The sequence below is a fragment of the Streptomyces sp. NPDC012827 genome (assembly GCF_042900905.1).
GTDB lineage: Bacteria > Actinomycetota > Actinomycetes > Streptomycetales > Streptomycetaceae > Streptomyces > Streptomyces gulbargensis.
The window spans coordinates 450,336-464,579 of record NZ_JBIBBY010000002.1 but is presented as its reverse complement, the minus strand read 5'-3'; the positions used below and the strand labels follow the sequence as shown (position 1 = coordinate 464,579).

13 protein-coding genes are annotated in these 14,244 nt (G+C 74.5%); all 13 read right to left on the bottom strand.

Features of this window, described 5'->3' with window-relative positions:
• Nucleotides 1-72: 72 nt before the first annotated feature.
• The 13 genes from ACFY60_RS05555 to ACFY60_RS05495 all read right to left on the bottom strand — a co-directional run bounded on the left by ACFY60_RS05555 (nt 73) and on the right by ACFY60_RS05495 (nt 14,224).
• Nucleotides 73-738: a response regulator transcription factor gene (locus ACFY60_RS05555; protein ID WP_345280000.1), complete on the bottom strand. Its 666-nt coding sequence runs from the start codon at nt 736-738 to the stop codon at nt 73-75.
• Nucleotides 735-2,057 (bottom strand): sensor histidine kinase, encoded by a 1,323-nt coding sequence (locus tag ACFY60_RS05550; protein ID WP_388609535.1) that lies wholly within the window; start codon nt 2,055-2,057, stop codon nt 735-737. The genes ACFY60_RS05555 and ACFY60_RS05550 overlap by 4 nt, the downstream gene beginning before the upstream one ends.
• 141 nt (nt 2,058-2,198) lie before the next feature.
• Nucleotides 2,199-3,068, bottom strand: a complete 870-nt coding sequence (locus ACFY60_RS05545; protein WP_388609538.1) for an alpha/beta hydrolase family protein — start codon at nt 3,066-3,068, stop codon at nt 2,199-2,201.
• A 103-nt stretch (nt 3,069-3,171) separates the two neighbouring features.
• Nucleotides 3,172-4,374 (bottom strand): kynureninase, encoded by a 1,203-nt coding sequence (gene kynU / locus ACFY60_RS05540; protein ID WP_388609540.1) that lies wholly within the window; start codon nt 4,372-4,374, stop codon nt 3,172-3,174.
• Nucleotides 4,367-5,227 carry a tryptophan 2,3-dioxygenase gene (locus ACFY60_RS05535; RefSeq protein WP_388609542.1) on the bottom strand — a complete coding sequence of 287 codons (861 nt, stop codon included), beginning with the start codon at nt 5,225-5,227 and terminating at the stop codon, nt 4,367-4,369. The genes kynU and ACFY60_RS05535 overlap by 8 nt, the downstream gene beginning before the upstream one ends.
• 334 nt (nt 5,228-5,561) lie before the next feature.
• A complete protein-coding gene (locus ACFY60_RS05530; protein WP_388609543.1) occupies nt 5,562-5,975 on the bottom strand; it encodes a DUF3151 domain-containing protein in 414 nt (137 codons plus the stop codon).
• Nucleotides 5,976-6,066: 91 nt separating this feature from the next.
• The gene (locus ACFY60_RS05525; protein WP_388609545.1) at nt 6,067-7,512 is read right to left on the bottom strand and encodes an MFS transporter; all 1,446 of its coding nucleotides are present in this window, start codon (nt 7,510-7,512) and stop codon (nt 6,067-6,069) included.
• A 66-nt stretch (nt 7,513-7,578) separates the two neighbouring features.
• Nucleotides 7,579-8,739, bottom strand: coding sequence for a MalY/PatB family protein (locus tag ACFY60_RS05520; RefSeq protein WP_388609547.1), 1,161 nt, complete (start codon nt 8,737-8,739; stop codon nt 7,579-7,581).
• Nucleotides 8,740-8,849: 110 nt separating this feature from the next.
• On the bottom strand, nt 8,850-9,872 hold the full coding sequence (gene fbaA / locus ACFY60_RS05515; RefSeq protein WP_388609549.1) for a class II fructose-bisphosphate aldolase: 1,023 nt from the start codon (nt 9,870-9,872) through the stop codon (nt 8,850-8,852).
• A 220-nt stretch (nt 9,873-10,092) separates the two neighbouring features.
• Complete coding sequence (gene pyrE, locus ACFY60_RS05510) at nt 10,093-10,641, bottom strand: orotate phosphoribosyltransferase (protein ID WP_388609550.1); 549 nt, start codon at nt 10,639-10,641, stop codon at nt 10,093-10,095.
• 58 nt (nt 10,642-10,699) lie between these two features.
• Nucleotides 10,700-11,485, bottom strand: coding sequence for an aldose 1-epimerase (locus tag ACFY60_RS05505; RefSeq protein WP_388610199.1), 786 nt, complete (start codon nt 11,483-11,485; stop codon nt 10,700-10,702).
• A 34-nt stretch (nt 11,486-11,519) separates the two neighbouring features.
• Entirely contained in the window at nt 11,520-12,452 is a 933-nt protein-coding gene (locus ACFY60_RS05500) for an SRPBCC domain-containing protein (RefSeq protein WP_388609552.1), read from the bottom strand.
• A gap of 71 nt (nt 12,453-12,523) precedes the next feature.
• Nucleotides 12,524-14,224, bottom strand: a complete 1,701-nt coding sequence (locus tag ACFY60_RS05495) for a polyamine aminopropyltransferase (RefSeq protein WP_388609554.1) — start codon at nt 14,222-14,224, stop codon at nt 12,524-12,526.
• Nucleotides 14,225-14,244: the final 20 nt, after the last annotated feature.

The following is a 14,244-nucleotide window of genomic DNA, read 5'->3' as shown; positions in this document are numbered from 1 at the left end:
GGGAACCCGGTGGGAGGTCCCCAGGGGGCGGGGCCCGGTGCGAGGCCCGGGCGCGCGGGCCCCGGCCGGGGCTCAGCCCCCGACCCGTACCAGCCGTGCCTCGTACGCGAAGACCGCCGCCTGTGTCCGGTCGCGGAGGCCCAGCTTCACCAGGACCCGGCTCACATGGGTCTTGATCGTCGACTCGGCGACCACCAGGTGGTCGGCGATCTCGGCGTTCGACAGGCCCTGGGCGATCAGCACCAGCACCTCCGTCTCCCGCTCGGTCAGCTCCCCGATCCGGGCCGACGCGGCCGGCCGGGTCTGGTTCTCGGGGGCCTTGGCGAACTCGGTGATCAGCCGCTTCGTGACCGTCGGCGCGAGCAGCGCCTCCCCCGCCGCGACCACCCGCACCCCCTCCGCGAGCTGCCGGGCGGAGGCGTCCTTGAGGAGGAACCCGGAGGCCCCGGCGCGCAGCGCCTGGTACACGTACTCGTCCAGGTCGAACGTGGTGAGGACGAGGACCTTCGCGTCCGCGTCGGCGGCGACGATCTCGCGGGTGGCCTCGATGCCGTTCATCTCCGGCATCCGGATGTCCATGAGCACCACGTCCGGGCGGAGGGCGGCGACCTGGGCCACGGCCTCCCGCCCGTTCACCGCCTCCCCGACGACCTCGATGTCCGGCATCGCGCCGAGCAGGACCGAGAACCCCTCGCGGACCATGATCTGGTCGTCCACGATGAGCACCTTGACCGTCACTCCGGGGCCTCCTCACGGCTCACGGGGACGAAAGCCGTCACCTCGTAGCCGCCGTCGGCGGTCGGCTCGGCCGTCATCTCCCCGCCCAGCATCGTCACACGCTCCCGCATCCCGGTGATCCCGTGCCCCGCCCCCGGCGAGGGCTTCACCGTGCCGCGCGGCGGCCCGTTGACGATCCGCAGGCCCAGACCGCCCAGCACATGGCTCACCTCGACCTTCGCCACCGCGCCGGGCGCGTGCCGCAGCACGTTCGACAGGGCCTCCTGCACGATCCGGTACGCCGACAGCTCCACGCCCTGCGGCAGCTCCCGCACCGCGCCCGTCACCGTCTTCTCCACCCCGAGCCCGGCCGCCCGCACGTTCTCCACCAGGGCGTCCAGGTCCGCGAGCGTGGGCTGCGGGGCGTCCGGCGCCTCGTAGTCCTCGGCCCGGACCACCCCGAGGATGCGGCGCAGCTCGGTGAGCGCGGCGACCGCGTTCTCCCGGATCGTGCGGAAGGCCTGCTCCAGCTCCGGCGGCGGGTTCTCCACCCGGTAGGGGGCGGCCTCCGCCTGGATGGCGACCACCGACATGTGGTGGGCGACGACGTCGTGGAGCTCCCGGGCGATGGTGGTGCGCTCCTCCAGGACGGTCCGCTTCGACCGCTCCTCGGCGGTGACGGTCCGCTCGGCGGTGACCTCCTGGCGGGCCTGCCGGCGGACCTGGACGACCGTGACGGCGAGGAGCGCGAGCGCGGAGGTGAACAGCAGCGGCAGGGTGTTGGAGCTCCTGCCCACGCCCAGGAGCATCTCCGCCAGGAGGGCGTACGCGGCGGTGACCAGCCACATCCAGCCGGCGGTCCTGGGCCGGGTCCGGGCGGCGGTCACGGCCAGGACGACGACATGGGCCGCGAAGACGTTCGCCACCCACGGCCAGCCGTCCTCGAAGCCGGAGAGGACCCCGAGGAAGGGGACGGAGGCGAGCGACGCCCAGAAGGCGAGGACCGGCCGGATCAGGGTCATCAGGACGATCACCGGCGACGCGAGGACGTACAGGGCCGACGCGGGCCCCTGGGCGCCGTCGACGCGTTCGAGCCCGATGGAGAGGACGATCAGGGCGAGCAGCCCCACCACGGCGTGCGGGACGTACCCGGTGTACGGGCGTATCCGCCTCGGTACGAAGCGGAGGCCGCCGCCCCCGGTGTCCACGCGCGGCAGCGGCCGGTAGGCGAAGGCGTCGTCGAAGAGTTCCTGGCGCAGCCCGCCGACCGCGACCTGGGCCAGGCGGTACTCGGGGCTGCGGCTCGTGTCGGAGGTCCGTGTGTCGGTCACGCAGGCCACCGTACGGGGACGGGCGAAGGCGGTCGTCCCGCTCGGTGCGGATCCTTCCGCCTCCCCCTTGAGGACTACCCGGCGGGGCGCCGTCCTCCGTGCGTGCCGGGCGGCACGGACAGCGGGGGCCCCGGGCCCCCGCTCCGCGTCTCAGAACGCGAGCTGGGCGATCTCCTCGGCGACGACCGCGCAGGCGTCCGCCGCCGGGTCGATCAGCGGGAAGTGGCCGACGTCCTCCAGGAGCGTGAGGCCGACCGTCTCGCCGGCCCGGGCGGCCGCCTCGACGAAGGCGTCGGCGACGGCGTACGGGACGTCCCGGTCCTCGCGGCCCTGGACGACGGTGGTGGCGATGCCGGTCGGGAGCAGCGCCGCCGGGTCGGCGGACACGGCCCGCTCCTCGTACGCTTTCTCGCCGCCGAGGAGTTGCGTCACGGCTCCCCCGCACACGTCCAGCTCCACCGCGCGCCCGAAGTGGGCGATCGGCGCGAGGGCCACCACCCCGCGCAGCGGCGCCGGTTCGGGCAGCCGCCAGGGCGAGCCGGGCGGCAGGACGTGCCGGGCGGCGGCCCACAGGGCGAGCTGGCCGCCCGCCGAGTGGCCGGTGAGCACGATCCGGTGCGTGTCGGCCTGCGGCAGGTGGGCCGCGGCGAGGGCCGGTACGGCATCCAGGGCGGCGGCCACGTCGTCGAAGGTCTCCGGCCAGCGGCCGGCCACCGGCGCCTCCCCGCCCTGCCGGGGGATCGGGGAGCCGCGCCGGTACTCGACGTTGGCCACGGCGAAGCCGCGCCGGGCCAGGAAGTCCGCGAACGGGGTGACGTGCCGCCGGTCGTACGGCGCCCGCCAGGCGCCGCCGTGCAGGACCACGACGAGCGGGGCCCGCTCGCGCCCGTCCCGCGGGGCGTAGAAGTCGACGACCTGGTCCGGGTGCGCGCCGTACACGGCGGACGCGTCGGGGGCGACGGCCGGGTGCGAGAAGGCCGAGGCTTCTTCGGCGGCATCGCGCGCGGCGGGGTCCGGCATGCTGTTGCAACCTCCTGAGTACGGGGCCGAATTGGCCTGACCTGCGGGGACGGTACCAGGACCGGGCCCCCGCGGATCAGGCCGTGATGCGGACCGCGCGCCCTCAGGCCGCCGGCTTCTCCAGCACCTCCGCGAGGATCCGCGCCGCGCGCTCCGCGTCCGCGAAACCGACGTACAGCGGAGTGAAACCGAAGCGGAGCACGTCGGGCCGCCGCAGGTCGCCGACGACCCCGCGCCGGATCAGCTCCGCCATCACGGCGGGCGCGTCCGGACAGGCCAGCGCGACCTGGCTGCCGCGCTCGGCGTGCGCCTCCGGTGTCACCGGGGTGACCCGGCCCCCGGGGACGTACGCCCGCACGCACTCCAGGAAGAAGTCCGTCAGGGCGAGGGACTTGGCCCGTACGTCCTCGATCCGCACCCCGTCCCACACGTCCAGCGCCGACTCCAGGGCCAGCATGGAGAGGATGTCGGGCGTGCCGACCCGGCCCCGGAGCGCGCCCTCGGCGGCCCGGTAGCCGGGGGTCATGGCGAACGGGTCGGCGTGCGAGTTCCAGCCGGGCAGCGGGGAGTCGAAAGCGGCCTGGTGGCGCTCGGCGACGTACAGGTACGCGGGCGAGCCGGGGCCGCCGTTCAGGTACTTGTAGGTGCAGCCGACGGCCAGGTCGACCCCGTGCGCGTCGAGCCCGACGGGCAGGGCGCCGGCGCTGTGGCACAGGTCCCAGGCGGCGAGCGCGCCCGCCGCGTGGAGGGCGGCGGTGATCGCGGGCAGGTCCCGGAGCCGGCCGGTGCGGTAGTCGACGTGGTTGACGAGGGCGAGTGCCGTGCGGTCCCCGGCGGCGCCGGCGATCCCCTCCGGGTCGACGGGCACGACGCGGTGCCCGGTCAGCCGGGCGGCGGACTCGGCGATGTACCCGTCCGTGGGAAAGGTCGTGGCGTCGACCAGGATCTCGTCCCGGCCCTCCCCGGCGAGCCGGGCACCGGCGACGACCGCCTTGAAGACGTTCACGCTGGTCGAGTCGCCCACGACGATCTGCCCGGCGGCGGCGCCGACGATCGGGGCGATCCGGTCGCCGATCCGCTCGGGGGCGGTCCACCAGCCGGACTCGTCCCAGGAGCGGATGCGCAGCTCGCCCCACTCACGGGTGATGACCTCGGCCATGCGGGCGGGGACGTGCGCGGGGAGCGCGCCGAGCGAGTTGCCGTCCAGGTAGACGGTCTCCTCGTCGAGCGTGAACTTCGCGCGGTACGCGCCCAGTCCGTCGGCGGCGTCGAGCGCCTTCGCGCGCTGTGCGTACGACTCAGACATGGCTGCGGGCCGTCCAGAGCTCGGGGAACACGTTCTTCTGCGCGCGCTTCTCCAGCCACGCGACGCCCGCCGAACCGCCGGTGCCGGTCTTGGCGCCCATCGCGCGCCGGGTCGCCACCAGGTGGTCGTTGCGCCATCGCCAGACCAGTTCCGCGACATCGCTGAGCGCCTCGCCGAGGCGGACCAGCTCGCCGTGGCCCTCGGGGTCGCCGTAGACCGTGGCCCAGACGGCCTCGACCTCCGCCGAGGGCTCGTACCGCTGCGACAGGTCGCGGCCGAGCACGGCGGCGGGCACGGGCAGGCCGCGCCGGGCGAGGAAGCCGAGGACCTCGTCGTACAGGCTCGGCTCCTGGAGGGCCTTCTCCAACTCGGCGTGGACGCGCGGGGCGCCCCGGTGCGGCACCAGCATCGACGCGGACTTCTCGCCGAGCAGGAACTCCATGCGCCGGTACATCGCCGACTGGAAACCGGAGCCCTCGCCGAGGGCGCCCCGGTAGGAGTTGAACTGGGCCGGGGTGAGCTGGGAGAGCGGCCGCCAGGAGTGGTTGAGGGCCTCCAGCTCGCGCACGGACCGCTTCAGGGCGTCCATCGCGACCGGCAGACGGTCCTCGCGCAGGGCACGGCTCGCCGTCTCCCACTCGTGGACGATCACCGTGAACCACAGCTCCATGACCTGGGTGGTGACCAGGAAGACCATCTCGCCCGGATCGTCCGAGCGGAGGTGCTGGAGGTGCGTGAGGACGTCGGCCTGGACGTAGTCCTCGTACGGCGTCGTGCCCGCGAAGTCGAGGTTCGGCGCGTCGGCGGCCGTACCGGCTCCGGAGGCATCGGGAGAACCTGGGAAGGTCGACATTTCTGTCTCCTCGATACGAACTACCGGGTAGCGGTCCGCTCCACCGTGCACGGTCCCTCCGCGCGCCACGGACACCGTGCGGCGCGGAGGGGGCACGGGAGCCCCGGTCCCCTCGGGAGGCGTGCTGCGGCGCGCGCCGTCCCATGCGCATCATGACACGATCGACCCGTCGGTGTAGATCCCTTCTTCGTCATACGGACAAGCGTTCGACAGGTGGTGCGCGGGTCCGGCCGAAAATCCCCCTGCCGGGACGGCAGGGGGATGTCGTTCCGCGCGCAGGAGCACGGAGGCCGCACCAGGCCCCGCGCGGCAGGGCGCGGGGGCGGGCCGAGGGTCAGCCGAGGGTTTCGGCGGCCGTCTCCGAGGAGTCCCGCAGGAAGGTCGTGCAGCGCTCGTACTCGTCCTTCTCACCGATCGCGCCGGCCGCCCGGGCCAGGGCGTGCAGCGCGCGGAGGAAGCCGCGGTTCGGCTCGTGCTCCCACGGCACCGGGCCGTGGCCCTTCCAGCCGTTGCGGCGCAGCGCGTCCAGACCGCGGTGGTAACCGGTCCGGGCGTAGGCGTACGACTCGACGACCCGGCCCGCCCCGAAGGCGTCGTCGGCGAGCTGGGCCCAGGCGAGCGAGGAGGTCGGGTACTGCGCGGCGACCTCCGCCGGCGCCGTCCCGTTCGCGAGCAGCTCGCGCGGCGCGGGCTCGTCGGGCAGATGGGTGGGGGCGGGTCCCCCCAGCAGGTTCTCATGGATGGCCATGGCCCCAGTCTGCCTCAGCGGCGGCGGGCGGCGGCCCGTACCGGCCACCGGCACGACCGGGAGGACCGGGCCGCGCCGGCGGACGGCCGCGTCACCCCCGCCGGTCCCCCGCACCCGGGTCCAGGGGCGGCGAGGTCACGCCGCAGTGGACACGGCAGTCGGGGTGGCAGTCGGCGCGCAGGGCGGGGCGCATCGTCAGCCAGGCGAGGACGGCGCCGGCCACGAGGAGGCCCGCGCACATCGGCATCGCGCGGCGGAAGGTCGCCCCGAACTCGGCCGCCGAACGGTACGCCTCCGGGCCCATCCCGGCCAGCAGCGGCAGCGCGGCCACCGCGAGGAGGCCGGCCGCCCGGGCCGCCGCGTTGTTGATGCCGCTGGCCAGGCCCGCCCGCCCCACGTCGACGGAGGCGAGGACCGTCGACGTCAGCGGGGCGACCAGCGTCGTCATGCCGAGGCCGAGCACCACCATGGCCGGCAGCACGTCCCGTACGTACGAGGCGTCCGGCCCGACCCGCAGCATCAGCAACATCCCGGCGGCGCACAGCAGCGGCCCCACCGTCAGCGGCAACCGGGGCCCGATCCGCTCCCCCAGCGCCCCGGCCCGCGAGGAGAGCAGCAGCATCAGCACGGTCGTCGGCAGCAGGGCCGTACCGGCGGCGAGCGCCGAGTATCCGGAGACCACCTGGAGCTGGAGGGCGGCCAGGAAGAAGAACCCGCCGAACGCCGCGTACACGGCCAGCGTCACCCCGTTCACCGCCGAGAAGACACGGGAACGGAAGATCGACGGCGGCATCATCGCCCGCTCCGCGCGCCGCCGCTCCACCCCCACGAACCCGGCCCCGGCGGCGAGGCCGGCCACCGCGGCCCCCCACGCCTGTGCGATCAGCGCGTACGTGACCAGGCCGAGCGCCGCCGCGCCGAGGACCGCGCCCAGCACGTCGAACCGGCCGTGCGCGGTCTCGTCCCGCGACTCCGGGACGTACCGCAGCGCCACCGGCACGCACACGGCGGCGAGCGGCACGTTCAGCAGGAAGACCCACCGCCAGCCCGGCCCGTCCACCAGCCAGCCGCCGACGAACGGCCCGACCGCCGCGCCGACCCCGCCGAAGCCGGACCACAGGCCGACGGCCCGGGCCCGGTCGTCCTCGTGGAATCCGGCCTGGATCAGCGCGAGCGAGCCCGGCGTGAGCAGCGCCCCGCCCACGCCCTGGAGCGCGCGGGCCGTGACCAGCACCCCGGCGTTCGGGGCGAGCCCGCACAGCAGCGAGGCCAGCGCGAACCACACCACGCCGACGACGAAGACCCGCCGCCGCCCGTACCGGTCGCCGAGCGCCCCGCCGAGCAGGATCAGCCCGGCGAGGGTCAGCATGTACGCGTTGACGGTCCACTGGAGCGCGGCCAGATCGGCGCCCAGGTCGGCGCCGATGTGCGGCAGGGCGACGTTGACGACGGTGGAGTCGAGCAGCGCCATCCCGGAGCCCAGGACCGTCGTGAAGACGATCCACCGCCCCGTTCCGGAGCTCAGCCGGATGTCCATGCCTGCATGGTCCCGCGAACGGCGGCCCGCTGCCTCCCCGTGGGGCACCGGCCTCCCGTCGCCGCGTCAGGCCGAGGCGAGCCGGCGCGCGGCCCGGACCAGGGCGTCCACGCCCCGCTCCGCCTTCTTCCGGGGGCAGCCGAGGTTCAGCCGGACGAAGCCCGGCGTCCCGTACACCCCGCCCGGCACGACCGCGACCTTCTCCCGCCGCACCAGCTCCTCCTGGAGCCGGTCCTCCGCGATGCCCAGCGGCCGCAGGTCGATCCAGGCCAGGTACCCGGCCCGCGGCGGTGTCCACGCCACCTCGGGCAGCCCGTCCGCGAGCCGCTCCGCGGCCAGCGCCATCGTGTCCGCCACGTACGCCCGCAGCGCGTCCAGCCAGTCCGCGCCGTGCCGGTACGCGGCGATGTGCGCGGTCAGGGAGAGCACGGCCGGCGAGGCCAGCCCCTCCCCGGTCTCCATGCGGCGTACGAAGACCTCCCGTTCCTCCGGGTCGCCGATGAGCCCGTAGGAGCCGGAGAGCGCCGGGAAGTTGAAGGCCTTCGTGCCCGAGGTGACCAGGGCCCAGCGGCGGCCGGGGCCCGGCTCGGCGATCCGGGCCCAGGGGACGTGGCGGTGGCTCCCGGCGGTCAGGTCGGCGTGGATCTCGTCGCTGACGACGGCGGCGCCGTGCCGCTCGGCCAGCCGGGCGAAGCCGGTGAGCTCCGCCTCCGTCCACACCCGGCCGGTGGGGTTGTGCGGGGAGCAGAGCAGCAGCATCCGGCTGTCCGGCCGGGCCAGCTCCCGCTCCAGCGCCTCCGGGTCGTCGAGCGGGACGCCGCGCAGCTCGCGCCCGAGGCCGGTGACGACCTTGCGGAAGCCGTCGTACGTGGGCGTGTGCACCACCACCCCGTCCCCCGGCTCCGTCCACATGCGCAGCAGCTGCGAGAGCTGGCTGAGCACGGAGGGGGCGTACACCAGCGCCCCGGTGTCGATCGCCGTGCCGTACCGGCGCGCGTACCAGTCGCGTATCGCCTCCCGGAACTCCCCGAGGCGCCAGTCGGTGTAGCCGAAGACGCCGTGGTCGACGCGCTCGCGCAGGGCGGCGAGGACCTCCGGCGGGGAGGCGAAGTCCATGTCGGAGACGGTGAAGGGCAGCAGGCCGGGGACGCCGAAGCGGTCGGCCGCCCCGTCCCACTGGACGGAGCTGGTGCCGTGCCGGTCGATCTCGTGGTCGAAGTCGTACATCGGTGGGCCCTTCCGGTGGGGACGGGGATGCGCGAGGGCCCGGCACCGCGAAGGGTGCCGGGCCCGGTGTTCGCGGGCGCGGCCGGGGTCCCGGCCGCGCCTCCAGCGCCTTACTTCAGCTTCTTGCCGGCGGAGCGCAGCGCGACACAGGCCTCGGCGACACGGGCGGCCATGCCGGCCTCGGCCAGCTTGCCCCAGGTGCGCGGGTCGTAGGTGGACTTCTTGCCGACCTCGCCGTCGACCTTCAGGACACCGTCGTAGTTCCTGAACATGTGGTCCACCACAGGACGCGTGAAGGCGTACTGGGTGTCGGTGTCGAGGTTCATCTTCACCACGCCGTTCTCGATGGCGGTGGCGATCTCCTCGGCGGTCGAGCCGGAGCCGCCGTGGAAGACGAAGTCGAACGGGGAGGCCTTGCCGAACTTCTCCGAGACGCCCGCCTGGAGGTCCTTGAGCAGCTCGGGGCGGAGCACGACGTTGCCCGGCTTGTAGACGCCGTGCACGTTGCCGAAGGAGGCGGCGAGCAGGTAGCGGCCCTTCTCGCCCAGGCCCAGGGCCTCGGCGGTGCGGATCGCGTCGTCGACCGAGGTGTAGAGCTCGTCGTTGATCTCGTGGCTGACGCCGTCCTCCTCGCCACCGGTCGGGGTGATCTCGACCTCAAGGATGATCTTGGCGGCGGCGGCCTTCGCGAGCAGCTCCTGGCCGATGGCCAGGTTGTCCGCGAGGGTCTCGGCCGAACCGTCCCACATGTGGGACTGGAACAGCGGGTTCTCGCCACGGGCGACGCGCTCGGCGGAGACGTCGAGCAGCGGACGGACGTAGCCGTCCAGCTTGTCCTTCGGGCAGTGGTCGGTGTGCAGGGCGACCGTGATGTCGTACTTCGCGGCGACGATGTGCGCGAACTCGGCCAGGGCGACGGCGCCCGTGACCATGTCCTTGTTGTGCTGGCCGCCCAGGAACTCGGCACCGCCGGTCGAGATCTGGATGATGCCGTCGCTCTCGGCCTCCGCGAAGCCGCGGAGCGCCGCGTGAAGGGTCTGGGACGAGGTCACGTTGATGGCCGGGTAGGCGAACTTGCCTGCCTTCGCCCGGTCGAGCATCTCGTTGTAGACCTCGGGGGTTGCGATGGGCATTCGTCCGCTCCTTGTGATGTGCGGGTATGGGCGTTGCTTGTCCCTGACCTAGGGGCGACGTCATCGTCGGGGCCATCTTTCCAGACTCTTCCCCGGGCTCCCACGGGCACCGTAGGCGAAGGGGTGGAGCGTTTCACGTGAAACACTCCACCCCCTCCCGACATCGCAGGTCAGAGCGGAGGAACCGGCACCGGTCCCCCGCGTCACGACGTCGCGGCGATTACGCCAGGCCGAGCTCGTCCAGCGCGTAGGCGTAGAGGTACGGCACTCCGGCCGTCCCGCTGATCTTCTCGCCCGCGCCGGTGGCCCGGTCCACGATCGTCGCCACGGCGACGACCTCGGCACCCGCGGCACGCGCCGCCTCGACGGCGGTCAGCGGCGAGCCGCCGGTGGTGGAGGTGTCCTCCACGATCAGGACGCGCCGGCCCTTGATGTCCGGCCCCTCGACCTGGCGCTGCATGCCGTGCGCCTTGGCGGCCTTGCGGACCACGAAGGCGTCCAGGCGCTCCCCGCGCGCGGCGGAGGCGTGCAGCATCGCGGTCGCGACCGGGTCGGCGCCCAGCGTGAGACCGCCGACCGCGTCGAACTCCAGGTCCTTGGTCAGTTCGAGCATGACCTGACCGACCAGCGGCGACGCGGCGCCGTCCAGGGTGATCCGGCGAAGGTCGACGTAGTAATCGGCTTCCAGACCCGAGGAGAGGGTCACCTTGCCGTGCACCACGGCCTTGTCCTTGATCTGCTGGAGCAGCTCAGCGCGTACGTCAGTCATGGTCAGCAGCTTAAGGGCGCCACCGCCTCCGCACTCGCCCGGCCTCACCGGCCCCGGGTCACGGGCGGCGCCAGCTCCACACGCTCTCGACCTCCAGCGGGTCGATCGGGGTGACCAGGCGCGGGTGGGTGTTGAGGCCGTTCGGCGGACCGGACTGCGGCTCGACGCAGACCGCCTCCGCGGGCTCGTCGTAGATCACCACCCACTCGGACCTGCCGGTGACCTTCAGCTCCAGCTCCCCGGGCCAGGTGAGGGTGACGTCCACACCGCCGGGCATGCCGAAGCAGTCGTCCCAGGGACCCGGGAGGGGGTCGATCCGGCGGCCGGTGGGAATGTGGTCCTCGCCGCGCTCCTCCTGCCAGGCGGGGGCGAAGTCGATGCGCACGTCCTCACCGCCGTGGCCGAGGTTCCGCAGGAACCAGGGGTGCCAGCCGGCCTGCGCCGGGAAGGAGTCCGCGTAGGCCTCGACCCCGAACCGGAGGGTGAGCGCGTCCTCCGCCAGCTCGAAGACCTGGGTGACCCGCCCCTTGTACGGCCAGGGGTCACCGAGCTCGCAGGTGAAGACGGCCTCGGTCGCGGAACTCCGGGCCGTCCGCCAGGCCAGGTCCCGTACGGTGCCGTGGATCGCGTGCGGGGCGGCGTTGACCGGCAGCCGGTGCTCGGTGGCACCGTCGAGGAAGCGGCCGAACGCGGTCCGCCCGCACCAGGGCACCATCGGGAAGCTGCCGTACCGCTCGCCCTGGCGCAGCACCTCGGTGCCGCCGATCCGCAGGCTCTCGATCCGGCAGCCGTTCTCGGGATTGATGGTCAACTCGGCGTCGCCCGCCGACAGTCGCGTCTGCATGCTCACGCCCCGACCCTAGCCTCCGTGGACCGCTTCAACGACGGCGGCGCAGCGCCCGTCCCACGACGACGGCCGAGGCGAGCGCGAGCGCGGCGGCGGGAGCGACCCAGCGCAGGGTGGCACCGGCGTTCGACGACTCGGGGGCGGGCACGGGCGCGTACCGGCCGCGCGGCGGCGCGTGGTCGACCTCCTCCGCGCTCCGGCCGATCATCGTCCGACGGGCGTGGGCGGCCTCGGCGGCGGGCTGGGGTGCGGGGAACTCCGCGGGGGTGTCGGGGACGTCGACGACGTCCGGGACGTCGTGGACGTCGGGGAAGTCCTCGTCGAGCAACGGGTCGAGCCCGGGGGGCGGGACGGGGGTGTCGAAGACGGAGGGCCGCCCCGGCTCCTCGATCCCGTCGTCCACGCCGTCGTCGTCGCTGTCGGCCTCGAGGCCCGGGTCGGCGGGCGTCCTCGGCTCCCCGGCGGTGCCGGGCCGGTCCTCCGCCGCCTCCGGCACCACGTCCGCTGCCGCTGCTGCTTCCGCTTCCGGCCGTGCGTCGCCCGCCAGAGCGGTGAGGGACTCCACGAACCGGTCGAGGACGCGGGCGCCCGCCGTGGCCCGCGCCTGCTCCGTGGCCTCGGCCAGCCGGCCGGTCGCCTCCAGGGCGCCGGTGAAGGCGAGACCGGTGCCCTCGGCCAGCCGGGTGAGGACGACGGTGAGCGAGACCTCGGCCGTCCCCGTGCCGCGCACCTCCGTGCCGCTGCCCTCGTACGTGAGGGCACCGTCCCGCTCGACGATGCGCAGCGACCCCCGGTACGTGATGGTGTGGCCGCCCACGCGGACCTTGAGCCGGCCCGACAGCGGGTCCGCCTCCGCGTCGGCGTCCCGCTGGAGTCCGGGTACGCAGCGCGCCACCCGCGCGGGATCCGTGAGCGTCGCGCGCAGGGCTTCGGCCGGGACCGGGACGAACACCTCATGCTCCATGGGAGCCGAGCCTACTCAGAGCGCGGCGCCCAGTCGCCTGTTCGCGCCGGGCGGCGCCGTCCGGTTCGCGTTCAGCCGCCGTACCGGGGATGCACCAGGGTCGACGGCGGCAGCCCGGTCCACCGGGTCCGCTCCGCCCGGTGCGCCGCCGCCGCGAGGGTGCCGGGCCCCAGGGAGCGGAGCCGGGGCGCGCCGGGCGCGAGTGCGAGGACGGGCGGGCGCGGTCCGGGGACGGCCAGGACGAACCCCCAGTCCCCCGACCCGCGCCCGGTCCCGCTGGTCCGGTCGGCGCGGTCGGGCCCCGCGGCGAAACCGGGCCTGCGGCCCCCGGCGCTGTAGGGCCGGGTGGCGTACCCGGCGGCGCGCAGGGTGGCGTCCACGGTCCAGTAGGCGCGGGGCCGGTCGGTGACCGAACCGGCGTGGACGACGAGCCGCCCGGAGGGGGCGAGCGACCGGGCCGCGAGTCCGTAGAACTCCTGCGCGTACAGCTTGGTGCTGGGGGTGATGCCGGGGTCGGGGAGGTCGGAGATCAGCACGTCGTACCGCTCCCGCGCGCGGTCGGCGGCCTGCCGCAGCCAGTGGAAGGCGTCCTCGTGGACCACCCGCACCCGCGGGTCCCGGTAGGCGTACCCGTTGAGGCGGGCGAGGGCCGGGTCGGTGCGCGCGAGCCGTACGACGCCGGGGTCGAGCTCCACGACGGTCACGGACCGGACCCCGGGGTAGCGCAGCACCTCGCGGGCGGCGAGCCCGTCCCCGCCGCCGACGATCAGGACGCGCGCGTGCGGGCCGTTCATCACCGGGTGGACGAGCGCCTCGTGGTAGCGGTACTCGTCGCGGCCGGAGACCCGCAGCCGGCCGTCGAGGAACAGGTCGGGCGGTCCCCCCGGGGCCCCGGTCAGCACGACCTCCTGCAGGTCGGTGTGGACGGCGACCCGCACCGCGTCCCCGTACACCGCCCGGCGCGCGGCCTCCTCGAAGTCGCCGACCAGCGCCGTGGCGGTGGCGAGGACGGCGAGCACGGCGAGATTGACGGTGAGCAGCAGGGTGCGGGAACGGGCGGTCAGTTCGCGCCGGAAGAACCACAGGACGAGCCCGCCGCCCGCGATCACGTTGACCGCGCCGGTCACGAGGGCGCCGGTGAGCTGCCCGAGCCAGGGCAGCAGGAGGAAGGGGAAGGCGAGCCCGCCGACGAGGGCGCCCACGTAGTCGGCGGCGAACAGGTCGGCGACGGTCCCCGCCGCGTCGTCCGGCTCCCCGGGCGCCCCGGACCCGCGCCCGCCGGCCGGGCGTCCCGCGCGCCCCGCCGCCGGGCCGGCCGCCCGGCCGGGATCCCGCTGCAGGAGGGACATGAGCAGCGGGATCTCGGCGCCGATGAGCACACCGATGGCGAGCGAGAACGCGACCAGCACGTAGCGTGACTCGCCGAGCCAGGCGAAGGCCGCGTACAGCGCCATGGCCGAGCAGCCGCCGATGAGCGCGAGCCCGCCCTCCACCAGGCCGAAGCCGACGGCGGCACGGCAGCGCAACCGCTTGGCGAGGAGCGAACCCACCCCCATCGCGAAGACCATCACGGAGAGCACGACGGAGGCCTGGGTGACCGAGTCACCGATCAAGTAGGAGGCCAGGGCGACGAGTTCGAGCTCGTAGACCAGCCCGCAGGCGGCGCAGACGAAGACCACGGCCAGGACCGGGTACCGCACCGTGTCGCGCGGCCGCACGGGCGGCCGCCGCCGCACCCTCGTGCGTGGCATGGTCACGGTCGGCTCGATCATGGCCGTAACGCTACGTCACG